The organism is Bradyrhizobium sp. IC3195 (assembly GCF_020193585.1).
Lineage (GTDB): Bacteria > Pseudomonadota > Alphaproteobacteria > Rhizobiales > Xanthobacteraceae > Bradyrhizobium > Bradyrhizobium yuanmingense.
In genome coordinates this window covers 115,176-140,520 of the sequence record NZ_JADYVG010000020.1, presented here as the reverse complement: position 1 = coordinate 140,520, position 25,345 = coordinate 115,176, and the positions used below count along the sequence as shown (strand labels likewise).

Sequence of the window (25,345 nt, the reverse complement as noted above, 5' to 3'; positions counted from 1 at the left end):
TGAAGGAGGTCTAACTCACGCTTGCGAATGCGGCGGCGATACAGGCGGCCGCGAAAAAGCCCGAACTTGACGCCTGTTACCATCGGGCAGGCGATTTCATGATCGGATTCCTGTAGGCGGGATCTCGGGCCCCTTGAACTTGGGCTGCATTGATCGATATGTGTGGAATTGTTGGCATTTTGGGGCGTGGTCCGGTCGTTGGCCAGTTGGTCGCGTCGCTCAAGCGATTGGAATATCGTGGCTATGACTCCGCAGGCCTCGCGACTCTCGAAGGTCTCCGTATCGAACGCCGGCGCGCTGAAGGTAAGCTGAGAAACCTTGAAGAGCAGCTGCGCTATTATCCGCCGTTGGGTCATACCGGCATCGGTCATACCCGCTGGGCGACTCATGGAAAGCCGACCGAGAGCAATGCTCACCCGCATGCGACAGCAAATGTCGCGGTCGTTCATAACGGGATCATTGAGAATTTCCGCGAGCTGCGAGCCGAACTGGAGCGGAATGGAGCCCACTTTAACTCAGAGACAGACACGGAGGTGGTGGCGCATCTCGTCGAATCTTATCTCAACAGGGGCTACTCGCCGCGGGATGCGGTACAAGCGTCACTGCCACGGCTGCGCGGTGCCTTCGCGCTGGCATTCCTTTTCAAAGCCCACGATGATCTTTTGATCGGTGCGCGTAAGGGGTCGCCCCTTGCGATCGGACATGGTATCGGCGAAGTGTATCTAGGATCGGACGCGATTGCGCTCGCGCCTTTGACCGACACCATCACCTATCTTGAAGACGGCGACTGGGCCGTGCTTACCCGCACGATGTGCATGATTTATAGCGCAGACGGATCTGTCGTCCAGCGGGAAACATCAAAGTCTGGCGTATCGTCACTCCTTGTGGACAAAGCGAATTATCGCCACTTCATGGCCAAGGAAATCCACGAGCAGCCGACAGTGGCCGGCAAGACATTGGCGCATTATTTCGACATGGCGGCCGAGCGCGTCGCCCTGCCGGTCACATTGCCGTTCGACTTTAAATCCGTTCAGCGCATCTCAATTACCGCGTGCGGGACTGCAGGCTATGCCGGGCACATCGCCAAATACTGGTTCGAGCGGCTGGCGCGCTTGCCTGTCGAGATCGATGTAGCGTCCGAGTTCCGCTATAGGGAGGCGCCTTTGCGCCGGGGCGATCTCGCGATCGTCATCTCGCAATCGGGCGAAACCGCTGACACGTTAGCTGCACTGCGATACGCCAAGGACCAGGGCGTGCACACGATATCTGTGGTCAACGTCGCGACGTCGACGATTGCGCGCGAGAGCGAATCCGTTCTGCCGACGCTGGCGGGGCCGGAAATCGGCGTCGCCTCCACCAAGGCATTTATCTGCCAGCTGATGGTATTGGCGGCGCTTGCCGTCGCAGCAGGCAAAGAGCGCGGTAAACTGTCTGAGATCGATGAAACGAGGCTCGTGCGTGAGCTTATCGAAGTGCCGCGGTTGATTGCTGCGGCGCTGTTGATCGAGCCGCAGATCGAGAAGCTCGCGCGTTATATCGCCGATTCAAGGGACGTGCTCTATCTCGGTCGTGGCACATCGGCCCCCTTGGCGTTCGAGGGCGCACTCAAGCTGAAGGAAATAGCTTATATCCACTCACAAGGTTATGCCGCCGGCGAGCTCAAGCACGGACCGATCGCACTGATCGATGAGGCCGTGCCTGTGGTGGTGATCGCACCTTATGACGATGTCTTCGAGAAGACCGTCTCGAATATGCAAGAAGTTGCGGCTCGGGGCGGCAAGATCATCCTGATCACCGATTCGAAGGGTTCTTTGGAAGCGACGGTGGACACACTCATGACCATTGTGCTGCCTGAGATGGTCGCACGCTTTACGCCGATGGTCTATGCCATTCCGGTACAACTCTTGGCTTACCATACCGCTCTCGTAAGGGGCGCGGACGTGGATCAGCCGCGTAATCTAGCAAAATCGGTGACTGTGGAATGAGGCTACAGTGTTATGTCGGTCCTTGAGGCCACGAATCGCCTGGGCGAGCTCAGAAAGAGAACGATCCCGGTATCACAGGTCAATCATAGACCGATCCAGACCGATGAGCAGCAGTCAGCCCTGCTTGCGTCATCATCGTCTACCGACTAACGTCCTGGGAGCGAGCGTTACCTTCCTCTTGTTCGAGCCGAACGGTCGATAACAAGTGGAAATTCCGGATAATTGGAAGATCGAAGTCAGCTCTCGGTTACCAGCCCGCGATCTGCTTTGCAGGGCCAAATCAGCCTGAAGCCACAAAAGATACTCTCTAACTCATCCTCCCACCTCGCCGATGTCGACGAACAAGTCCGTGCACAACAGCTTCGGGCCGCTCCGTCGCAGCTTATTCACTGGCGGCGCATACGCGCGACAACTTACTTTTCCCGATTGCCAGCATCCGCGCGATGTCGGGCACGTCGAGCATGCACTTCGACCCCGGGGACGATTGCTCAGGATTAGCAGTCCAGTTTGTCCCTTCGATCGCGCGTGGCAGGGGTTCACGCAATCCGGTTGGGCCACACGCGCCACCGCGGTTCTCCGACCTGATACGTGTCATCAAATGGATCGTTAGATAACTGACATTCCCGCGCAAGGTGAGGGCCCAAAACCAAGTGCAGGGGGCGCCGCACCGGAAGGACGCGGCGCCCCTGGCTGTATATGCGGCAGGCGAGTTCTATTGGCCACTGTCTGATCCAGCGACAGTCACCCGCTCGTATAGCAGGATGGACTAGCCTTGCGACGACGTTGGATTAGCACGACCGCCAAATCCGGTTGGTGGGTCAGCGATCGCATCGGGTTCCTTCCGCGGAGCTGCAGATCGGGTTGCCAGAAGAACCGGTCCTCATAATCGGCACGGGAATTGCTGTCCCCTCGTCGAACGACTGCTGTCAACGCGCCCCTGGGAGTGTGGCGCCTTAGGGCAGCCTCACCATTTCTATCGTTTGAACCCTCGCACCGAGACTACGAGTGTGCAGCCGCAAATCTCAGAGCCACAACCTCAACGACGCAATCGTGGTGAGGTGGCTTACTAGGCTCCGTTCGCCACACGGCAAGGAGGAACGAGAGAAATGTGGCCGAAGTCGATCTTCACAATCAAGAAGTCTTGGATCCGCTGATTGGGCAATGCCAGCAACTGGTAAGGGAAGTGGCAATTCCCTACCACTGGGAGGTGCTAAACGATCGCAGTCCCGGGGCGATACCGAGCCACGCGGTAGAGAACTTCCGCGTTGCCGCCGGACGTGCGAGGGGCGAGTTTCACGGCGCGGTCTTTCAGGATAGTGACGTCGCAAAATGGCTTGAGGCGGCTGCATGGTCGCTATGCCAGACACCAAATCCAGAGCTGGAGAAAGCGGCCGATGAGCTCATTGAATTGATGGCGGCCAGTGGCGACGGCTATCTCAACACCTATTTCATACTGAACGCGCCTCAGGAGCGCTGGACCAACCTAGCGGAGTGCCACGAACTTTATTGCGCGGGGCACTTGATTGAAGCAGGTGTCGCGTTCTTTCAGGCAACTGGCAAACGGCGATTGCTGGAGGTCGTTTGCAGGCTTGCTGACCACCTCGGGACAGTTTTTGGCCCAGAGCGCGATCAGTTGTACGGCTACGAACGCGGCACGGAGCCGCACTTCTACGACATGCTCAATTCCCAATAAAGGAGCTCCTCGGAGGTGTTCGCGGCCTCTCATCAAACCTGATGAATGCCAATGGCACGAGCGTGCCGCTGTGTAGTTCGAAAGGAAGCCCTATGACAAGCCAAACGTGAGGGCGGCCACGTCAGGTTTTGGTAAGCCAGGCTCCCTATCAGCGCCGCTGGGCCTAACAAGCCTAAACTAGATGCGGAAATGTATGTCCGACGGGAGCACCAATCGCCATGTATAATCGGATCAATGGCTCGTCCTACTTCCAATCCTCTGACTATGCCGAAACTGATGAGCAAATGGACGCGGACATCTTTGCGGATGCGTTCGCAGACATGCGCTTAGCCGAATCTGGTTCCAGTAGCAGTTCATCTGCGGCAACAAGACCGTATTCGCTCGTTTCAACCCCTCCCATAAAAGAGTTCGAGGATCGTCAGTCATTCCGAAAAGCCGCGGAGGCCTATCATGGTGACGAAATCATGAAAATCGCCAACAACCCCCAAGAGTACTCCGACTTCGTGTCCGGCAAGGCAAGGCGAACTGCCGAAGTTGCCAAAGACTACGGGCGAACCCGAGATTCCGAGAAGGCGCGATACTTCAGCTACCAATTGGGCAACAAGAGTGTCGGACTTCTAAGAACGGAAGGCGGCGACAGCATGACCGAGTTCGACGTCGAAAGGTGGAAGAAGCTATTTCCTGGACGCACCGGGACTACCTCTACTGTGGATCTTCAAGTCGTTCATCCGCTTGTCGAGAACGCTGGCGACATCCTGCTCGAGCACCAGCTTCGACTAGACGGAAAACAGCCGCTGCTCAATTTGCGTCCGGCTAATTCGGAAGCAAGAGCCCGTGCGGCAAAGATGGGATTCGTCGAGGTTGACGCCGACAACATGGTTCTTGACCCAGCGAAGTCAGATAAGTGGGTAAGGAATAGCGACGGCGAATGGCAGCGCAAAGGTACTGCTGCGCGGTATCTTTCCAAAGCTGACGACAGTGAAGGTAGTGATACCGAGATCTCAGCGAGCCCCTCAACATACGACTATGAGGATGATTTTATGTGACAATGGGATCACCGGTGATTTGGCCCGATGGAGTAGACCAATCTAGCGTGCTCCGGGCTCCTCTGTGTTTATCGCCTTTTCGGCTGAGAGTTCCTCTGAGTTGGCTCAGAATACTGTCCGCAGAGTGCTTCTTGGCTTAGCGGTTGCTGATTTGTTTGAGCCTTGGAAGTAGGGGCTCACTGCGGAAGGCAATTGCGACAATGCTCGCTGCGGAGAGGACCTGGATGGGGTGCCGCCAAAGTGCGCCCGGCCGCCGAGGGCCGGGCGTGTTGTGCCGAGTCGTTGGACGGCTTGGAGCCAGAAGTTGTCTACAGATGACGCCTACGAAGTAGTAAGGGTGTGGGCGCCTGCCGCGAGTCGGTGGGCAAGGAAATGCACAGCGAAGCGGCGCCCGATGGGCAAGATGGCTGGCACGCGTCAACGGACATAACGACGCCGAGAGCACGGTCATCGTGCAGAGCACTTTCACCAGAAAAGCCTCAACAGAAGACACGCGGCGGTTGTCCTGGGCGAAGCTCCGTTATCATCGTCACTGCCGTCGGCTGCGAACAGCCAATCTCTTGCTTTGTCGATCGCTCTCGGCCAGCTCCGCTCTGCAATAGAACATATAGAAACGATCCAGACGAGTTAAGAAGGGCTCAGGGTCGTCGATTGCTTTGGGTGAGCATTACGTTGAACGTCGATCTGCAGAATGAGTCGAGCTGGCGTACCCTTCCAGCACTCGCAGCGATAAGGTTGTTCTGCACCAATGTAGCCGCCCGGCGATGGTCGCTAAAGTGTCGACAAGCGACAATTGGCCTCTCGCTCGCTTGATTTTAGAGCAAGTAGCATCTTTGACTCGAAGAGGTTGATCGGCGGCGAGATCGACGCGTGGAGCGTTTAGATCGGACACCAACCCAAGCCGCAGATGGATTGCATCAGATGTCGCGCCGGCCGTCATACGCGTTCAGTGCGGTGTCGAGGCATTCGATTAACGCTTGTCCTGCAAAGGGTTTGGCGAGGAAGCCAATCGCGCCGGCGCCCAGCGCTGACGTGCGCACGCGGTCGTTGGGGAAAGCAGTAATGAAAATGAATGGTGCGTCGTAGCCACGTGTCCGCATCTCTGCCAATAGATCCAGGCCGCTCATAGCCGACATCTGCACATCGGTAATGACACAGGATGTCTCGTCCAATCGCGGGGACCTCAGGAGTTCCTCGGCCGACGCAAATATTTGGGCGATGTAGCCACGCGACTTCAAAAGATTCTCTGTCGCCGCACGGACTGAGGCGTCGTCGTCAACGACGGAAATCAAAGGCGTGGACAAGACGATCCCTCCTGACGCGTGAATAGCGGCTGCAAGCATTAGCCACCTTCGGCGAAAAGTGGGCTCGACTGATGAAATTGTAAAATCATACTTGGGTTTGTTCAGGACGATTAGCGCGAATTCCCAGCGTCTCAGTCATTCTGATCAAGTCGGCCAGCGACCGTGCACGCATCTTTTTCATTACGTGTCCTCGGTAGATCTTGACCGTAATCTCGGCGAGCCCAAGCTCGGCGGCTACCTGCTTGTTCATCAGGCCGGCAGCGACCAGTTTCATCACCGCCTGCTCGCGCGGGCTTAAGGTCTCAAATAGAGACTGCAGGTTCGCGACCGTCTGCTGAGCCTCCCGTCTTTTGCGATCGCGTTCGGTCGCCGCAACCACGGCATCAAGCAGTTCTTGATCGCGAAACGGTTTGCTGAGAAAATCGACCGCTCCTTCCTTCATGGCCCTGACGGTCATGGGAATGTCGCCATGGCCGGTAATGAAAATGATCGGAATATGTATGTTCAATCTCGCTAGCTCGGTCTGGTAGTCAAGGCCGCTCAAGCCTGGCAGCCGGACATCAAGAACTAGACAGCTAATAACGTCCGGAATTGTGCTCTGCAGCATTTCGCGGGCCGATCCGAATGCAATGACGTCTAACCCTACCGACTGAAAAAGGTTCGTAAGTGAGCGACGCATGGAGATGTCATCCTCGACGACGAAGACGATCGCCCTTGTCGAGGCCTTGGCGTTGCTGCCTTCACCTGGCGTGTCAAATCGTCCTGTCACGAGACGGCCTCCTTATGCACCGGCAGGGCGAACTGGAAGGTCGCGCCCGGTCCATCTTTGTGGACCATCGACAGCCGTCCGCCATGAGCTTCCACGATCGACCGGCAGATCGAAAGACCCATTCCAAGACCACTCGATTTGGTGGTGAAGAAGGGATCCAAGACGCGGTCCGCGTCGTTCTCGGCGATGCCCACGCCGTAATCGGTCACGGCAATCTGGACGTGCCCCAGATCGTCCTTTGATGATTGAATCAGCAGTTCGCGCGTTCGGTCTGTAACTGCGTCCATAGCTTCGATTCCGTTCATCACCAGATTGATGATCACCTGTTGTAGCTGAATCCGGTCGCCGAGGATCGTAGGCAGCGCTGCGGCCAACTCCGTTCGTAACGTCACTCGGTGGCTCACCAGCTCTCGTGTTACCAGCGCAATGACGTCCTTAACGACCTCATTGATATCGAGCGGAACCATCTCAATCTCGCCTTTCTTCGCGAGTGCGCGAACACGACGGATCACCTCGCTTGCCCGGATTGCGTCTTCGATGATCCATTCCACCGAAGAGCGCGCGGCGGAAAGATTAGGAGCTTCGCGACCCATCCAACCGAGGCAGGCATCGGCGTTGCTGATAATAGCGGCGAGTGGCTGGTTGATTTCATGGGCGATGGAGGTCGTCAGCTCTCCTAACGTCGTTACACGCGTCACATGCGCAAGCTCCGCCTGTGCCTTTCGTAGTTCTTGTTCGGCTTGATCGGCGCGAATGGTAGCGGTGATGTCAGTGCTAACGCCACGGTAGCCGAGAAAATTGCCCTTTCCATCGAAAAAAGGCTTGCCACTCGTGCGGACGTAGATCGGAGATCCTGTCCGATTCACGGTACGGTAGACGAGATCTCGAAACGGAAGATGGGCTTCCAACGTCGCCCGATGCTGCCGCCACTTCTCGGGTTCCTCTTCGACGTCGCACGCAATGTCCCAGCGAAGCAGGCCCATCAATCCTGTCGCCAAAATTCCCGCAGCGCTGGTGTGCTCGGACAAGTGAGTGACCTGATGATCCGGCCCGGTCTCCCAGAGCCAGTCGGAAGCTGTTTCGGCGTAGTCGCGAAAGCGCTGTTCGCTTTCGCGCAGCGCGGCAAGTGTGTTTTCCAGGCGTTCCCTAGCTGCGTGTTGCTCGGTGACATCCATATGTGTTCCGATCAGCTCGCTGACGTTACCATCGCTGCCGACCACCACGTGCGCAACGGAGTGTATGCGTCTTATCCCGCCATCTGGTAGAAGGATACGGAAATCATATTCGAACCGCTCCTCCTCGTGTTCAATCGCCTGGCGCTGCACCTCCTGTAGCCGCGGCAAGTCGTCCGGATGGATGCGCGATCGAATGGTCTCGATCGTTACCGGCTCTTGTGGGCTCAAGCCAAACAGACGATCGACCTCGGCGGAGCGATACACGAAATCTAGACCGTAGACGTCCCAGGACCAACTGCCCGTGTGACTGAGATGCTGGGCTTCGGCCAGGTAGGCCTCGCTGCGGCGCAGCTGCTGTTCTGCTCGCCTCGCCGCCGTAATATCCGTAGCTGCCCCAACAAACTCGATGTCACCAGAGGCTGTCCTCGTCGCTCGTGCCTGCGCATGAATGTGCTTTACCGAGCCATCCGGCAGCAGAAGCCGGTATTCGTGCTCGAAATCGCTCGGGTCTCGCATCGCGCGATCGATAATTTCTCTAACCGAAGCCCTATCATCTGGATGAGTGCGCTCAACGACGAGCTGCGGCCCCGGTGGCACTGTCTGAGGATCCAATTGGAAGATCCGAAATGTTTCCTTTGACCAGAAGGCCTCGCCCGTAGCAGGGTTCCAGCTGAAGCTGCCTGTGTGACTCAACTCCTGCGCCTGGGCCAAATGTGCTTCGCTCCGCTGCAGGGCAAGTTCAGTCCGCCTTCGCTCCGTTATATCTTCGCAGGCGACAAGGATAATGGGCCGCTCATCCGCCCAGAGCATGGCTTTGGCGATTTCACGTACCCACAATACCGAGCCGTCCTTCCTGACCTTCTGGACGTCCCACGTGCGCGTTTGTCCGACATCCTCCAGGCACGTCCGAACGCATTCGCGAACGAAGGCGCGATCCTCCTCGAGAAATACCTCCAGCACGGATTGACCAATCAGTTCAGCACGAGCATAGCCGAGTTGTGTCGCGCCGAATGTATTGACGTCGAGGACAGTGCCGGCTTCATCGACCATGAAGTACATGGCCGGATTGTGCTCGAAGATGGCGCGCCACCGCTTTTCCCGATCCTCCAAATCGGCCGCACTCCGCTGAAGCTTGGCCGCAGCCACACGCGCAGCCTCGCTTTCCTGGCGCAGCTTTCCGATCAGGTGCGCTCCCACAATCGAGGCAATAAAGAATGCAACAACCACGGGCAGATCTTGGGGGTCATCGATTCGCAGGCTGAACGCCGGCGGCGCAAAATAATAAGCGAGAGCAGCAACGGCTACGATGCAAAGCGCGGACGACGCGATGAAGCTGCCCATCAACGAAAACAGTAACACCACTAACAAATAGGCGAACGCCGTGGGGGCGAAATGCGCGTGAAGGTACAAGCAAGACAGTGTTACCACCGCCAGCGTTATGGAGCCGAAGGTAAACTGAGGGGCTGAGCGCTTTAAACTGCTGATCTGGCTACGCATTTTGATACTGTCCGGCCTGTTCTCCGGCGGGAGAGCTATAACATTTTAGGCAAAAATGGGGCAATACTCGGCACCAGCACCTGCTGTGAGCGGTTCCGAGATCGATTGCTTGCTGAACTGAGCACGCGCGAAGAAAAAACGCATCACAGACATACGTATAGTCGTCCTAAACCTTTCAATATGGCCAACATGGCGCGCTGACACGCCTAGAATCGAAGCTGAGATGTCTACTTTCCTCCGCTGCCGATAACCTCCGGGCAGGCGCTTGAGGCTGCAGCCGAGGACAACTCCCTTACGCCAGCCGGACGAGGACAGCGGCTGCAGTTCGGCCAAGACGTTGAGCCGAAACAATCAGGCGCGCCTCGCCGAACCGGAAAGAACAGGGACAAGCTGCCGGCCGATTCATCTCGCCGTTGCGATCGGCATGCGGAAGAAAGCGCAACCGTCTCGTGCCGAGATACGAAGGCGAAGTTACGCGACTGCCTTGCATGCCCGAGGGCCACACGCCTAGTTGAGAGGACTTGTCTCCGGTCAGCCGTTGAGCGCGCGCGAACGACGCCGAACCGAACACTAGCCGTGTGCGAGCCGGCATGGCTCCGTCGAGGTGCAATCTAATCCATGCTGATCACACCCATCACGATCTAATGCGGCAGCACGGACCGTAACAAGGGATGACGAGTTGCGTCAGCAAGATCGCTACCACGTCGTTGGTTGAGCGAGGCCAGTGCAGTGACCGCGCGCATTGGCAATTGTAGGCGGAGCAACACCTAGGTCCGTCAGGCTGGACAAGTTCTGTCGCAGTCCTGTTATGTGGCACGGCAAAATGTCGCAGAAGCGTTCAGATGGCCGGGAGCTTGACGCGAAAGACGCGCTTGATAATGACCGTTAAAAAGCTCCGGCTCTTTTGCCCGGCTGGCATCTTTTCAGGGCGGCTGCCGGGGGGGGCGAAGCGGGACAAGATCTGCGCACTGGAGATCGCCCTTGAAAGTTCCGGCTCGTGTCAAGTCGGCTGTGTCTTCGAACTACGAGAAATGTGGCTGCGCTTGCATTTGACGCGTCTTCGAATGGCTGTGGTTAAGATCCGGGACCTATCTCATCGTGCGTCGATAGTGGTGGAAACGTTGGGCTGGTTGAGCCGGGCCTGCAGCGTCGCGTGCTCCAGCTCGTCCTCCCACCAAGATATGAACACGGCGGCGATGCCATTGCCGGTGATGTTAGTAAGGGCGCGCACCTCGCTCATGAACTTATCGATCGAAAACACGATTGCCATGCCCGGCACCAGCGCTGGGTTGACCACCGACAACGTCGCAGCGAGCGTGATGAAGCCCGCGCCGGTGACGCCGCTTGCTCCCTTCGACGTCAGCATTGCAACGAGCAGGATGGTGAGCTGCTGGCCAAAGGTGAGCTCGACCCCGAGTGCCTGGGCAATGAACAATGTCGCAAGTGTCATATAGATATTGGTGCCGTCGAGGTTGAAGGAGTAGCCAGTTGGCACCACCAGGCCGACCACGGGCTTGGAGCAGCCCAGCCGCTCGAGCTTCTCCATTAATTGCGGCAGCGCGCTTTCAGAGGACGAAGTGCCGAGCACGATCAGAATCTCGTCCTTGATATAGACAATGAACTTGAAGATTGAAAAGCCGACGAGGCGCGCGATCAAACCGAGCACCACCACAACAAACAGCGCCGCAGTCGCGTAAAACAGAGCGATCAGACCGATCAAATTGCCGAGTGCTGCCGGCCCGAACTTGCCAACGGTGAAGGCCATGGCGCCGAAGGCGCCGATCGGAGCCGCTTTCATGATGATAGCGATTACGCCGAACACCGCGTGCGCGACGTCGTCGATCATGCCGCGCAGACGCTCCCCGCGCTTTCCGAGCGCCATCAACGAAAAGCCGAATAGAATCGCGAACAAGAGAACCTGCAGAACATCGCCGCGAGCGAAGGCGCCGACCACGGTGTCGGGAATGATGTTGAGAAAGAAATCGACGGTCTTCGAGGCTTCCGCCTGCTTCACGTAATTGGCGACCGCCGCAGCATCCGGCTTGAGCGCAAGGCCATGGCCGATTTGGACCAGATTGCCCATAACAAGGCCCAACAACAAGGCAAAGCTGGAGACGATCTCGAAATAGACCAGCGCCTTGACGCCGACGCGCCCGACTTTCTTCGCATCCTGAATATGCGCAATACCGGATGTAACGGTGCAGAAAATAATCGGCGCGATCACCATCTTGATTAGCTTGATGAATCCGTCACCAAGCGCCTTGACCCAGTCGTTGGTCGCGACGGACGGCCATAGGCAGCCGACCATGGCGCCAATCAAAATCGCAATCAGCACCTGCACGTAGAGAATCTTATACCAAGTTTGCGACGCGCGCGCGGGCGCCGCAGTTGACATGGTGGTCATGACGCTTCCTTCCCGAATATACTCGAATGTGAGCCGCCGCGACTTTGAGAGGCGACAGCGTCATACGAGACTCATTTTAGCCGTGTGCGATTGAAGACGGTTCCGAGAGTCGGCGCGTCGTTCCAAAGGCAGGCGAGTTGCGTTTATCCTTTCTCTTAAGCAAGATCTGCACCAGATGCCCAAAGTGCGCCGACTAAGCAGTGGCGGACAAACCGTCTGTCTCCGGCGGCATGGGTTTGAGTGCTCGGACCGCGTTCGCAAGGTCGAACAAAAAGTTCTAGCGTGACTCGTAACTTCATCGGCTGGGCGCATTAGCGGAGTCACGTCTCGGCCCCGAAGCTCTAGCGGGATCGATATACGCCGACTGCTGAGATGGATGCAACAGTACGTGACATCGGTAAAATTCATAGTTTGGATCGTAGGCATCCACGCGATGGAAGCCTGGCTTAGGAACTCGATTGCGCGGAAGAATCTTTGATCAATGCACTGCGCTGTCGCTAACGGCAAGGCTCGTTCACGGGCATTGTCTCCAGGCCTGTGCTAGCGCTGCGCATTAGGCAGGTTGGTCGGCAGGCGGCCTTCGCTCTCGGCTCCTCGTGCCTTTTGCCGCGTCGCAGAAGCAGCTTACAGCTAGATCGTTCCCGTTACTTACGGCAGTCTTGCTGAGATCCGTTCCATTGCCAGCGCGGCGAGTGCGGCGGTTGAGCCATCGACGAATCAAACAAGCATGTCTGGGGGCGTCAAAATCTGCCCTTCGTTGCGCGGCGTGTCGCTGTCTGCTCGGCAACAAAGATGCCAGAAATCTGACAGAGCGTTAGGTTCACGCCAGGGTGACGTCGCCGTCTATGCGAATTTCGCACGTTGAGCATTGAACGCGCCACAGTTCGCACGCGGCACAGCAATTGCTGATGACGAACGAGGAGCTTCCGCCGTCAGATGGATGGAAGTGACCCAGTCACAGGAGTTGCCGATCAGACTTGCGATGCTGCTGTTGCTCGCAGAAACGACGCGCGATGTGGCGGCCGCCACGAAGTGCCGCGCGACTAAAGGGCGATCCGCGCCACATCCCTGGACGAGCCGGACGTGCAGGCGCTCACTCCGCCGACACGGCGACCTGCTCGCACTTTTGGGCTGACCCACATGGATGTCTTTTCGGCAGAGATTTCGCAGTCAGTTGCGCTCACGATTGAGCTCGCCAGCGTGACGACCGTGATCCTCCTCCTGATTGGTGTCCCCCTCGCTTGGTGGCTGGCGCGCTCAAAGACTCTTTTGAGCGAGGCGGTGGCGACGATGATCGCCCTGCCGCTAGTGCTACCGCCTACGGCTCTCGGTTTTTGCGTACTCGTGTTGCTCGGCCCCAACGGACCGGGTGGCGTCCTCGCCTCTTTGTGGGGCGAGCGCACGCTCGCTTTTACCTTCGCAGGAATCGTGGTCGGATCGGTCCTCTCGGCGCTGCCGTTGGTGGTGCAGCCGATCCGTAACGCCTTTGTTGCGATAGGCGATTGCCCGTTGAAAACTACAGGGCGCGTTTCGTCGTTGTATGCCTTCATTACCATCAGCGGGCCGCTGGCGCGATTGGAGTTTGTTAAAGCTGCCGTGATTGGGTTTTCTCATACGATCGGCACATTCGGCGTCGTGATGATGATCGGCGGCAACATTCCTGGGCGCACCAAGGTCTTGTCAGCCCACGTCGTAGACTACGTCCAAGCGTCTCGCTGGCGCGAAGCGAGTGTGGTTGCCGGCGGTATGGTGATGTTCGCCTTTGCGGCTATCTTCACCTTAGCCCTCATCGACAGACACTGTGTCAAGAGAGGCATTGAACCGTCCTAGGCTTGCCCGCCGGACACATCCGATCACGACCGAGCAGCAGTATTGCAAGCCGGATCTGCAACCACCGCGCACAGAACGCTTTTACTGGCGGTCTCGCGAGCGAAGAACTCGTCTAGCGAGTTCACCTGGACCGGCGCCTACGGGACACAATTGTTCTGCGACCCAAAGGAGCATCTCGTCGTGGACGGCAGCGCCCGGCCGGATCGCGCTAGTGCTTCAATAACGAGATCGCCTCCGCTATCGAGAAGAAGCTCTTGTAAGCGGGTTTGGTATCGCGATGCGCCAAGACGATCGCGCATTGCTATCGATCGGCTCGCGCGATGAACGCTCCTGTAATAGCTCTGAACATCCAGGCTCTCGCCTAAGATATGCAGCGATGCGGTGCGGCGAGCCGCTTTGAATGAAGGCAGATCGGGTCGATCAGACCTAAAAAGCGAACGCTGCGTGCGCCTCGGGGCTCACATTGCGGCTTCTCTTCGTCGCTCGACAGCCGCTTTGGTACGGGCTGCTTGCGCAGTTGCGACTATGAGCGGCTTTAAGCGCCCCAGGGGCAGTGCGGTCCCCGTCAACTGCACCAATTCTATTCAACAATCGGCATGAGGCGTGAGTGTCGCATCTGCAAGAGCGAGCAGGACGTAGTCACCGTGCAGTGATGAACCATCGTGTCGCTCTGTTGAACTGATCACATCGATGTCCAAAACCGGACACCATTAGCATGACAGATCAATGGCGCAGCTCGTGGCTCGCTGGCTGGTTTCGACTGTCATCAAATCCAGAAGCGGTGGCGTGCCATCTGTCAAGTGTTTCGCTTCTGTGGCTTGTTTCTTGCTGAACGTCAGTAATTCGTTTCGGTCGACGACAACTCACATGGAAGGCTTAATGGGTGGTGCAACAGAAACGTTCTACAGCGTGATCAGACGTCAGGGTATCACGCGTCGTAGTTTCCACAAATTCTGCAGTTTGACTGCCGCGAGCTTGGGACTCGGTCCGCTCGCCGCAGGCAGAATTGCCAACGCCCTAGAGACCAAACCGCGTGTGCCCGTCATCTGGCTGCACGGGCTCGAGTGTACCTGCTGCTCGGAAAGCTTTATCCGCTCGGCCCATCCATTGATCAAGGACGCGCTGCTGTCGATGATTTCGCTCGACTATGACGATACGATCATGGCGGCGGCAGGACACCAGGCCGAAGCCATCCTGGAGGAAACTCGTGCCAAGTACAAAGGCAGGTATGTGCTCGCCGTCGAAGGCAATCCGCCGCTGAACGAGGGTGGCATGTTCTGCATTGACGGCGGCAAGCCGTTCGTTGAAAAGCTCAGGTACATGGCGGAAGAGTCCATGGCGGTCATCGCTTGGGGCACGTGTGCGTCCTGGGGATGCGTGCAAGCGGCCAAGCCCAATCCGACTGGCGCGGCGCCGATCGATAAGGTGATCACCAACAAGCCGATCATCAAGGTGCCCGGGTGCCCTCCTATCGCAGAGGTTATGAGTGGCCTCCTGACTTTCATGACCACGTTCGGAAAGCTTCCGGAGCTCGATCGCCAAGGCCGTCCCAGTATGTTCTATTCCGAGCGGATTCACGACAAGTGCTATCGGCGTTCCCATTTCGACGCTGGCCAATTCGTCGAAGAGTGGGACGATGAGTACGCACGCAAGGGCTATTGCCTGTACAAGATGGGCTGCAAGGGGCCAACCACCTACAATGCCTGTTCGGCCATTCGGTGGAACGGCGGCATTTCATTTCCGATTCAATCCGGCCACGGCTGCTTCGGCTGCTCCGAAGACGGCTTCTGGGATAAGGGATCATTTTACGACCGCCTCACAACCATCAAGCAGTTCGGCATCGAGGCGAACGCCGACCAGATCGGCATGGCCGCTGCCGGCGTAGTTGGGCTAACCGTCGCTGCCCACGCGGCGCTCACCGCCGCGAAGCGGTTGACCCACAAGCGGGATCGCGCAAAAGCAAATCGACTTGAGGAGGGGGCGACGGTGGCCGTCCAGACACCGAATGGGTTCAATCTCGATCGTTCCGGCAGGCGAATCGTCATCGATCCGCTGACGCGGATCGAAGGCCACCTGCGTGTCGAAGCCAATCTCGATTCAGACAATGTGATCCGCAATGCGGTCTCAAGCGGCACGATGTGGCGTGGCATTGAAGTTATCCTGCGCGGGCGCGATCCGCGCGACGCCTGGGCGTTCACCGAGCGGATTTGCGGGGTATGCACCGGAACCCATGCGCTCACCTCCGTGCGCGCGGTTGAAAATGCACTAGGAATTGCGATTCCGGAGAATGCCAATTCGATCCGCAACATCATGCAGCTGTGCCTGCTCGTGCATGATCACCTCGTACATTTCTATCACCTGCACGCGCTGGATTGGGTCGACGTGGTCTCCGCGCTCAAGGCCGATCCCAAGTCGACCTCCGCGCTCGCGCAGTCTATCTCGCCCTGGCCGCTATCGTCCCCTGGCTATTTTAAGGATTTGCAGATCCGGCTCACCAAATTCTTCGGATCAGGCCAACTCGGTCCGTTCAAGAATGGCTATTGGGGGCATCCGGCCTACAAGCTGTCGCCGGAAGCGAACTTGATGGCTGTAGCGCATTATCTAGAAGCGCTCGACTTTCAGAAGGAGATCGTCAAGATCCAGGCGATCTATGGTGGCAAGAACCCGCATCCGAACTGGTTGGTCGGCGGCGTGCCCTGCGCGATCAACGTCGACGGAACTGGTGCGGTGGGTGCGATCAATATGGAGCGATTGAACATCGTGTCCTCGATCGTCGACCGTTCGATCGAGTTTGTCGAGCAGGTCTACCTGCCCGACATTGCCGCGATCTGCTCGTTCTATAAGGACTGGCTCCATGGCGGCGGACTTTCGAGCAAAAGCGTGATGTCCTATGGCGACATCCCCGAAAACGCAAATGACTGTTCCGCCAAAAGCTTCAAGCTGCCGCGAGGGGTCATTCTTGGTGGCAATCTCAAGGAGATACTGCCGATCGACCATGGTGATCCCGAGCAGATCCAGGAATTCGTCCCGCATTCATGGTATAAATACCCCAGCGATTGCTCTGGACTGCATCCCTGGGACGGTCTCACCGAGCCGAGTTTTGAACTTGGGCCAAAACTCAAAGGCAGCAAGACAGATATTAAGGAACTCGACGAGGGCGGCAAGTATTCCTGGATCAAAGCGCCGCGCTGGCGCGGCCACGCCGTGGAGGTCGGGCCGTTAGCGCGATACATCATCGGTTATGCGCAAGACAAAGCCGAGTTCAAGGAGCCCGCCGAGAGACTGCTCAAGGGGCTCAATCTTCCCCTGAGTGCGCTGTTCTCGACGCTTGGCCGTACTGCGACGCGAGCGCTCGAATGCCAGTGGGCGGCGCATCAGATGCGTTATTTCCAGAATAAGCTGGTAATCCACATCAAGGCAGGCAATACGGCAACTGCCGATGTCAGCAGGTGGAAGCCGGAAACTTGGCGCAAGGAGGCCAAGGGCTACGGGTTCACTGAGGCGCCGCGCGGTGCGCTTGGGCACTGGATCAAGATCAGGGACGCCAAGATCGACAATTATCAATGTGTTGTGCCGACGACGTGGAATGGATCTCCTCGCGATCCCAAGGGCAATATTGGCGCCTTTGAAGCCTCCCTGATCGGTACCCCGATGGCCGATCCGCAGCGGCCCCTGGAGATCTTGCGCACGATCCATTCCTTTGATCCATGCTTGGCTTGCTCGACCCATGTGATGAGTCCTGATGGCCAGGAAATGGCTTCAGTCAATGTTCGTTAGGGGCATGCCGGACACGGCTCGGAAGCTCCTTGCCGCCGTCGATGCGGCACCGACTGAAGGCAGGATCGGCGGTGGCATCGCCTCCGCGCCGGTGCGACTGTGGCATTGGGTCAATGCCGCGACCATTCTGATGCTGAGCTTAACCGGCTATCTCATTGGAACCGGGACACCGGCGATGTCGGGAGAGGCAACCGGCAATTTCCTGTTCGGCTACATCCGCTTTGCTCATTTCTCGGCGGGATATGTGCTCAGTACCGGCTTTCTTCTGCGAATCTACTGGGCTTTAATGGGAAATGCGCATGCCATGCAGATCTTTTGGGTGCCGCTCTGGCGCAGGTGCTTTTGGCGCGAGGTCTACCACGAGATTCGCTCGTATGCGTTCCTTACAGTTGAGCCCGAGAGGCGCGTCGGGCGCAACCGTCTTGCTCAGCTCGCAATGTTCTTTATGTTTACGCAGACGATCACGTTCATGGTTGTCACAGGATTTGCACTTTATGGGCAAGGTGCAGGCACTGACAGCTGGCAGTACAAGCTGTTCAGCTGGGTATTTTCAATTTGGCCGAACAGTCAGGACGTCCATACCTGGCATCATCTCGGCCTGTGGGTGATCGTGACCTTTGCGCTGGTCCACATCTACGCGGTGATCCGTGAAGACTCATGTCGCGCCGGAGCATCTAGTCCATCGGGTGAGCGCGGGTCTCGCGATTGACTGGGAGGCGGATGCTCAATCCGGAAACCAAGAAGAGGATTCTGGTGCTCGGCATCGGCAATATCTTGTGGGCCGATGAGGGATTTGGCGTGCGGGTGGTCGAGGAGTTTCATCGCCGCTATGCCATCGATGACAACGTCACCGTTCTCGATGGCGGCACACAGGGGCTCTACCTCATTAGTTTTCTTGAGCAGGCCGATTGCCTGATCGTGTTCGATGCTATCGACTATGGATTACTGCCCGGGCAGTTGAAGCTTGTGCGAGATGACGAAGTGCCAAAATTTACCGCCGCCAAGAAGGTGAGCCTGCATCAGACCGGCTTTCAGGAGGTCTTGAGTGCGGCCGACCTGCTTGGCCGCCGCCCGCGAGAGCTCGCTCTCATCGGCTGTCAGCCGCTGGACCTGGAGCATTGGGGCGGTCCGCTGACTGCCCCGGTACGCTTTCAGATTGCGCCTGCGATTGAACTGGCTTGCAAACTCCTGGCGCAGTGGGACTCGCCGGCAAAACCGCGGACCGCGCCGCTGCCTGCATCAGAACGACTATTGGCGAACAATATCGACCATGCAAATTATGAGATGAGGACGCAGCCGATCTAGCGGCCCGCGAGTGACCATGTGCCTTGGATTGCCAATGACGATTCTCGAGACCGACGGCATCACGGCGCTGTGCGAGTATGGCGATAAACAGCGGCGCGTCTCGGTCATGCTGCTCTCGGACGCCGTGGTCGGCGCAAAGGTGCTCGTTCATATCGACAGCGCGGTGCGGCTTTTGGATGAAAATGAAGCAACGCTGATCTCGCAAGCACTGGACGGGCTTGAGGCCAGCCTCAACGGCCAGGACTGCGATCCCTTCTTTGCGGACTTAATCGGTCATGAGCCGCAATTGCCGGAGCACCTACGCTAGCGATTCCGCTTGCGGATATTGCGCCGATTGCTTGCTCACACATTGGCTTCCAGTCGCTCGTAACCTTTGCATGGAAAATGTCAGGCGCTTCGAGCCTCTGGTTCGAGGGGGAGACGCGGCCAGACGATGATTGGCATGCACCTTGCTAATAGCCTGTTAGCAGAACCGAAGATTTTCAGAAGGCGTGTGATGAAGTTGCAGCCGGCGCAGCGTGGTCTTTCGCGGCCCGCTCCATCCGAGGTGGGGGGCGTCAGCGGAGGTGCGTGCCTAGTCGCACACGCTCCCGTGAGGGCGGACGTGATGCCGCAGTCACCGGCCGATCTCCTATATTTGCTCCGAATCATCAAGCCCGCGTACTTCCGTCCTGAAATGGTCAACTCGTTTCGGCGGCGCATGCAAGGCGCAGTGCCTGCGGGCGGCGTTGGTGGCGAACTGGTCGGCCGGCTCGGCCTGCGCGGCCCGTCGAGCCCGAGCCTGCGCCGTCGGCGCAATACACTCCGCGTGATCGGCAAGAGACCGGTCCGTTTGGTCAGGATCAGCCGTATCTCGGTACCGATCGTTCGGCCACACGCCGGCAGCACTTGTGTCGGCAAGGGCATTGCTCCTCGAGACAGCCAACGGAGCATCGCATGATGAAAACAGCGCTCCGCGTTGCATCGGACGGCGCCGAGCGGGTGGCGAGCAAGCTTGCCATGGGCTCTGGGAGCCTCGATGTATTCCATGGCGGGTCGAGGAGTGCGCTCGCCAGCGGTTGGCGCGATGGCGACGGGCTTGCAAGGAACTATCCAAATGCCACCGCGCTCTTATCGAATGCCGCTGCTGCCGTTGCCAGCCAGAGAAGGGGCGCTCGGACGCAACAGTACGGACTCGCGAATCTCAGCGATCCCGAGCGCAAGCTGATTGGCGAAGTGCTCGGAGAAGGTGAGATTGCTGGCGTGGTTGCGCTGCCAGATGGCACTTTGGCGCAAATCCGGGAGTCCGTGCTTGCGGGAATCTGGCGCGTGCGCATCGGGACCGATCCGGCGCACGAATATGTCGAGGTCGGAGCGATTCCGCAAATTGTCCGGCGCGCCGCAAGTGACCTGACGTCCGCCGATATTGTGATCCGCGCGGCGCCGGACGGCGCGATGAACGTGCAACCCTTGCTCGCGGAAATACGCGAGCGGTCGCGCGTCTGGCGGTTTGGCATGCGCGCTCACGTCATCAATCTCACGTTGCTGCCGATGAGCGTTATCGATCTGGCATTCCTGCAGCTCAGCCTGGGCAATGGCCCGGTCCAGCTCATCTTCCGCGGTTACGGAACGTGCCGAGTGCAGGCGACCGGGATCAGGAATGTCTGGTCGGTGCAGTTCTTCAATTCTACGGACAACATCATCCTTGATACGCTGGAGGTCGGCGGCGTGCCGATTGTTGCGTTGGCTGCCGACGAGGATTTCCAGGACTCTGCCGAACGCATGCAGGAAATTATTAAGGCGTACGTCACATGAAGAGCTTGGAGAACGTTCGGCGTCCGGGGGGATCCCGTAGACGGCGCGTGCGCAGCGACCGCCGGCATACCTTGCGCAGGATGTTTGCGGAGCGGTGCGCATGAGCCTTGCTGCCCACAACAAGATCGATGTCACCGTATCGCTTGCTGCCGACGTAGTCGCCGCGGTCGAGATCCTGCCGCGAGTCCGGCCGCCGCTGGGGCAGCTGTTCGCTGGCAAACAAGCTTCGTCGCTGCTTAAGGTGCTGCCGCGGCTCTTCGCATTGTGTGCCGCTGCGCAGCAAACCGCACTGCTGTCCGCGATCGAGACGGCGCGCGACGAAGTGATCACACGCACAACAAAACAGCATCGTATTGCGCTTATCGTTACCGAGCGCATCGCGGACTTGCTAAGGGGCCTCTTTGTCGGACATCTTGCGCAAGACGTCATCAGTGCGGCGGCAGTCCGCTCCGTGATGCGGGAAATCTCAGCGCTTGTCGGCACCACCCAGCCACCCTGGGGCTCCACTCAATGCGAAGCAACGGTGCGGATTGTGGCTGCGCTGGCCGCGCTCGGCATACCGAATGAGGGTGGCGCGCTGACATCCGGTAGCCCATTGGCGCTTCGCATTGCAGCGCTTGATGAGATCGACCTGAAGTCAATTCCGGCGGAGCACTCGTTCCTGTCCGTTGCTGACGACCGCAACATCATTAAACGGCTGCTCGTGGATGACGCTACATTTTGCCATTGTCCCGATCTTGACGGACATGCGCCCGAGACGGGTCCATGGGCGCGCCAAATGGCGCGTGATCAACTCTCGCCGAGCCCCTCCGGAGCGGCCGAGCGGCTGAGGGCCAGAATTGCTGAAATCCTCCGGCTATGCGCCTGGCTCAAGGCCGGTGCTCAGATTGAGTCGGCGGAGCATGGGATTATCGAAAGATATAGGCTAGGGCCCGGCCGTGCAGCGGCCGCGGTCGAATGCGCCAGGGGGCGTCTCTACCAAGCGGTTGAGCTTGATCCTCAGGGCCGGATATCCCGCTTCGAATTCCTTGCGCCGACGGAGTGGAATTTCCACCGCCGCGGACCGCTTGTCCGCAGCCTGCAGGGCGCGGTGCTGACGGCTAGACGGCGTCGGGATGCAGTCCATGCAGTGATTGCATCGCTCGATCCGTGCGTCGGATTCACCCTCAATTTTCGCGAAATTGGCGATGCATGAAATGGCGATTTGTCTTGGCATCATTCAAATCATCGAGGAGGAGGCACGTCACCGATCGTTTTCGCGCGTACGGAGCGTCTGTCTAGAGATGGGAGCGCTGGGCCATGCTGCGCCTGAAGCGATCAGGTTCTGCTTTGCTGTCGTTGCAACGCGGACCGTTGCCGAGGGCGCGGTCCTTAATATCGTCGAACGGCCAGGCATTGTCTGGTGCATGAGCTGTTCGAAAAGCGTTGAAATTGCACGGCGCGGTGAGTGCTGTCCTCGCTGCGGCAGCTATCAGTTGCAGGTAACCGCGGGCGAGCAGATGCGCGTGAAAGAGCTGGAGATCGATTGATGTGTACCGTTTGCGGCTGCACCGACGGGACGCCGTCGACCGAACGCGCCAAGGCGCATGACGCGGAGAGCCACGCGCGTTACTATGTTGATATGCAGGACGATTTCGATCGCGGTTACCATCCGCATGGCGACCAAGGCCTGCAACGTTCATACCATGTTCGCGACAGTCATAGTCACGATCATCGCTTTGCCCATCACCAGGCTCATGGCGGGCAGGCGCTGCTGAGCGGCGGCGCCGGGCCGGCTGGCTTGAAGGCTGCGGGCATGAGCAGAGAGCGGGTCATTCAGATCGAGCGCGACATTCTTGGCAAGAATAATCGGATTGCGGCGGACAACCGCGCGCTCTTCGTAGCTGATGACCTGCTTGTATTTAATCTTCTGTCTAGTCCTGGTGCAGGTAAAACGACCCTGCTTGTCCGCGCCGTGTCCGAGCTCAAGCGCAGCCGTCCGGTCGGGGTCATCGAAGGCGACCAGCAGACCTCGAACGATGCCGAACGCATTCGGGCCGCCGGCGTGCCGTCCGTTCAAGTCAACACCGGCAAGGGTTGCCATCTCGATGCTGCAATGATTGGCGAGGCTCATCGGCGCTTGCCGCTGCTGATTGGCGGTATTCTCTTCATCGAGAACGTCGGTAATCTGATCTGTCCCGCAGCCTTCGATCTTGGTGAGGCCTGCAAGATCGTAGTCTTGTCGATTACCGAAGGTGAAGACAAGCCGCTCAAATATCCTGATATGTTTGCCGCTTCTTCGCTCATGGTGATCAACAAGATTGATCTAGCCCCGCTGCTCGATTTCGATTTGGGTAAGACGATCGAATACGCCAGACGCGTCAATCCGAAGATTGACGTGCTTGTAGTTTCGGCTCGTACCGGCGAGGGTTTTGGCGCGCTCTACGCCTGGATCGATAGACAGGCGAGGCATCAGAGGCCCATCGTAGAGGACACAAGGCGATGAACGCCGCAACCTCCTGCGACCGAACACGGCTACGCGTGCGCGTGAGTGGGGCCGTACAAGGGGTCGGCTTTCGTCCTTACGTCTATGGACTCGCTATGCGGTACGGATTGGCGGGATTTGTCATCAATGGCCCCGACGGTGTTACGATCGAGGTCGAGGGGCATCGGGCCTCGGAGTTTATCGCCACGTTGCCGCTCGAGGCGCCGCCATTGGCACGCATCGACCACATCTGCGTTCGGGAGACTGCGGCGCTCGCGGCGAAAGACTTTTCGATCGGCACGAGCGAAGGCGGCAAATTGTCAACGCAGATCGTCGCTGATGCTGCGGTCTGCCAGCAATGTCTCAGTGAGCTGTTCGATCCAGAAAATCGGCATTACCTTTACCCCTTCATCAGTTGCTGCCATTGCGGCCCACGCTACACCATCGCCGAACGGCTTCCCTACGATCGCCGCAACACCGTAATGAGGGTTTTTAGGCTGTGCGCCGCCTGCGCGGCCGAATATGGCGATCCGGAGAGCCGCAGGTTTCATGCGGAGGCGATCGCGTGTCCGACATGCGGTCCTCGGCTCAGCCATGAGATCAGCGCCATTGTCGCGGCAATCGCGGGTGGACAAATCGTGGCGATAAAGGGGCTGGGCGGATACCAGCTGCTTTGCGATGCGCGTAACCAGGACGCGGTGCAGCGTTTGCGCAGGAGAAAGCAGCGCCTTCAGAAGCCGTTCGCGGTTATGGTCGATTCGATAGAGCGCGTCAGCGAGATCGCGGAGGCGAACGTGCCCGAGCTTGCGCTGCTCGAATCCGTAGCACGTCCCATCGTCCTTCTGCCTTCGCGAAACAACCTGGCACCCGACATAGCTCCTGGCTTGTCACGTGTGGGTGTCATGCTGCCTATAGTGCCGCTGCATCACCTCATCTTTCATGCGCTTCGCTCGGCAGGTGCATGGGCGGGGGCCGGCGCGGTCATCGTGGCTACCAGTGCCAATCTTGGCGGCGAACCGCTCCTGATCGACAACGCGCAGGCGCTGCGGCGGCTCGATGAGATCGCCGACCTTGTCGTGACCCATGACCGCGATATCCTGACGCGTGCTGATGACTCCGTGGTGTCAGTGGTGGCTGGCCGGCCACAATTCATTCGTCGTGCCCGTGGCTATGTTCCCGAACCCATCAGGCTTCCGAAGTCCGTGCCCCCCGTGCTCGCCGTCGGCGGCGCGCTGAAATCGACCATCACCATCACGCGGGACAACCAAGCGTTCGTCTCTCAGCATATTGGCGATCTGGATACGGCCGAAGGCGTTCGTGCGTTCGAGGAGACGATCCGACACCTCACATCGAGCCTTGACGTGGAGCCTGTCGTCGTCGCCCATGATCTGCATCCCGATATGGTTTCTACCCGGTTTGCGGAAGCAAATGGCCGCGAGCTGGTGGCTGTCCAACATCACCACGCACACGCTGCCGCAGTGATCGCCGAGCATGGCCATGCGGGACCTGCGCTTGCCCTGGTGCTCGATGGCCATGGCTTTGGTTCCGACGGCGGCAACTGGGGTGGCGAACTATTGTTGTGCGAAGGCCCGAGGTGCCGACGCATCGGGCACTTAGCGCCGCTGCAAATGCCTGGTGGAGATCGTGCAGCTCGCGAGCCCTGGCGCATGGCGAGCGCAGTACTACACGGGCTCGGCCGGGGTAATGAAATCGGGCCGCGCTTTGCGGCGCAACGGCGGGCTGGATGTGTGTCGGCCTTGCTCGATCAGCCGGGCGGGCCCACCACGACCAGTGCGGGCCGGTTGTTCGACGCGGCAGCGGCGCTGCTGGGGATTGCGAGTTTGCAGAGCTATGAGGGCGAAGCGGCGATGAAGCTCGAGGCGCTGGTGGGGCGGACTGCGATTCTCGAAGCCGGCTGGACGATCGACGGCGGCGTGCTGTCGCTTCGTCCGCTGTTTGCGCAGCTGATTGCACATGACATTGACGCCGTGGGCGGAGCCGGGCTTTTTCATGGCACCTTCGCTGCCGCCTGCGTTGACTGGGTCACACGCTCTGCGCGGACAACCGGCGTTAATACTGTCGTTCTGAGCGGCGGCTGCTTCCTGAACGCGGTGCTGGCGGATGAGATCCCGCGCGGTTGCAGCGCTGCCGGCCTTACCCCGCTCGTGCCACGGCGGGTGCCGCCCAATGATGGCGGTTTGAGCCTTGGCCAGGCCTGGATTGCCGCTCTGCAGATTGCTCAACGGTCGTCCGCCAGGGAAGGAACAGCCTGATATGTGCCTTTCAGTGCCGGCAAGGATTG

At 58.6% G+C, this 25,345-nt stretch carries 17 protein-coding genes and 1 pseudogene; 14 read left to right on the top strand and 4 right to left on the bottom strand.

Features of this window, described 5'->3' with window-relative positions; all coding sequences use genetic code 11:
- Window positions 1-158: 158 nt before the first annotated feature.
- From glmS to I6F09_RS29280, 3 genes are all read left to right on the top strand, one after another.
- Window positions 159-1,985 (top strand): glutamine--fructose-6-phosphate transaminase (isomerizing), encoded by a 1,827-nt coding sequence (gene glmS, locus I6F09_RS29290; protein WP_225189627.1) that lies wholly within the window; start codon window positions 159-161, stop codon window positions 1,983-1,985.
- Window positions 1,986-3,093: 1,108 nt separating this feature from the next.
- Complete coding sequence (locus I6F09_RS29285; protein WP_225144476.1) at window positions 3,094-3,678, top strand: beta-L-arabinofuranosidase domain-containing protein; 585 nt, start codon at window positions 3,094-3,096, stop codon at window positions 3,676-3,678.
- Between the two features lie 218 nt (window positions 3,679-3,896).
- Window positions 3,897-4,724 carry an Effector protein NopP gene (locus I6F09_RS29280; protein ID WP_225144477.1) on the top strand — a complete coding sequence of 276 codons (828 nt, stop codon included), beginning with the start codon at window positions 3,897-3,899 and terminating at the stop codon, window positions 4,722-4,724.
- Window positions 4,725-5,641: 917 nt separating this feature from the next.
- Here the strand turns inward: I6F09_RS29280 and I6F09_RS29275 are convergent.
- The 4 genes from I6F09_RS29275 to dctA all read right to left on the bottom strand — a co-directional run bounded on the left by I6F09_RS29275 (window position 5,642) and on the right by dctA (window position 11,873).
- A complete protein-coding gene (locus tag I6F09_RS29275) occupies window positions 5,642-6,028 on the bottom strand; it encodes a response regulator (RefSeq protein ID WP_225144478.1) in 387 nt (128 codons plus the stop codon).
- A gap of 85 nt (window positions 6,029-6,113) precedes the next feature.
- Window positions 6,114-6,797, bottom strand: a complete 684-nt coding sequence (locus I6F09_RS29270; RefSeq protein WP_225144479.1) for a response regulator transcription factor — start codon at window positions 6,795-6,797, stop codon at window positions 6,114-6,116.
- Complete coding sequence (locus I6F09_RS29265) at window positions 6,794-9,469, bottom strand: PAS domain S-box protein (protein ID WP_225172936.1); 2,676 nt, start codon at window positions 9,467-9,469, stop codon at window positions 6,794-6,796. Before I6F09_RS29265 ends, I6F09_RS29270 begins: the two co-directional genes overlap by 4 nt.
- Before the next feature lie 1,093 nt (window positions 9,470-10,562).
- Complete coding sequence (gene dctA / locus I6F09_RS29260) at window positions 10,563-11,873, bottom strand: C4-dicarboxylate transporter DctA (protein ID WP_225129623.1); 1,311 nt, start codon at window positions 11,871-11,873, stop codon at window positions 10,563-10,565.
- 1,140 nt (window positions 11,874-13,013) lie between these two features.
- On the opposite strand from dctA, the gene I6F09_RS29255 reads away from it, so the two are divergent.
- The 11 genes and pseudogenes from I6F09_RS29255 to hypF all read left to right on the top strand — a co-directional run bounded on the left by I6F09_RS29255 (window position 13,014) and on the right by hypF (window position 25,316).
- Entirely contained in the window at window positions 13,014-13,703 is a 690-nt protein-coding gene (locus tag I6F09_RS29255; RefSeq protein ID WP_225144481.1) for a molybdenum ABC transporter permease, read from the top strand.
- A gap of 879 nt (window positions 13,704-14,582) precedes the next feature.
- Window positions 14,583-15,659: pseudogene (locus I6F09_RS29250) on the top strand (hydrogenase small subunit); the annotation flags it as partial.
- Window positions 15,660-15,689: 30 nt separating this feature from the next.
- The gene (locus I6F09_RS29245; RefSeq protein ID WP_225189626.1) at window positions 15,690-17,480 is read left to right on the top strand and encodes a nickel-dependent hydrogenase large subunit; all 1,791 of its coding nucleotides are present in this window, start codon (window positions 15,690-15,692) and stop codon (window positions 17,478-17,480) included.
- A 4-nt stretch (window positions 17,481-17,484) separates the two neighbouring features.
- On the top strand, window positions 17,485-18,189 hold the full coding sequence (gene cybH / locus I6F09_RS29240) for a Ni/Fe-hydrogenase, b-type cytochrome subunit (RefSeq protein ID WP_225144483.1): 705 nt from the start codon (window positions 17,485-17,487) through the stop codon (window positions 18,187-18,189).
- Between the two features lie 11 nt (window positions 18,190-18,200).
- Window positions 18,201-18,785 carry a HyaD/HybD family hydrogenase maturation endopeptidase gene (locus I6F09_RS29235; RefSeq protein WP_225129620.1) on the top strand — a complete coding sequence of 195 codons (585 nt, stop codon included), beginning with the start codon at window positions 18,201-18,203 and terminating at the stop codon, window positions 18,783-18,785.
- Window positions 18,786-18,801: 16 nt separating this feature from the next.
- Window positions 18,802-19,092, top strand: a complete 291-nt coding sequence (locus I6F09_RS29230; RefSeq protein WP_225129618.1) for a HypC/HybG/HupF family hydrogenase formation chaperone — start codon at window positions 18,802-18,804, stop codon at window positions 19,090-19,092.
- A 632-nt stretch (window positions 19,093-19,724) separates the two neighbouring features.
- Entirely contained in the window at window positions 19,725-20,579 is an 855-nt protein-coding gene (locus I6F09_RS29225; RefSeq protein WP_225144560.1) for a hydrogenase expression/formation protein, read from the top strand.
- Window positions 20,580-20,679: 100 nt separating this feature from the next.
- A complete protein-coding gene (locus I6F09_RS29220; protein ID WP_225129614.1) occupies window positions 20,680-21,774 on the top strand; it encodes a hypothetical protein in 1,095 nt (364 codons plus the stop codon).
- Entirely contained in the window at window positions 21,767-22,108 is a 342-nt protein-coding gene (gene hypA, locus I6F09_RS29215; RefSeq protein WP_225129612.1) for a hydrogenase maturation nickel metallochaperone HypA, read from the top strand. Before I6F09_RS29220 ends, hypA begins: the two co-directional genes overlap by 8 nt.
- On the top strand, window positions 22,108-23,064 hold the full coding sequence (gene hypB, locus I6F09_RS29210; RefSeq protein ID WP_225144484.1) for a hydrogenase nickel incorporation protein HypB: 957 nt from the start codon (window positions 22,108-22,110) through the stop codon (window positions 23,062-23,064). The genes hypA and hypB overlap by 1 nt, the downstream gene beginning before the upstream one ends.
- On the top strand, window positions 23,061-25,316 hold the full coding sequence (gene hypF / locus I6F09_RS29205) for a carbamoyltransferase HypF (protein WP_225129607.1): 2,256 nt from the start codon (window positions 23,061-23,063) through the stop codon (window positions 25,314-25,316). The genes hypB and hypF overlap by 4 nt, the downstream gene beginning before the upstream one ends.
- Window positions 25,317-25,345 lie beyond the last annotated feature (29 nt).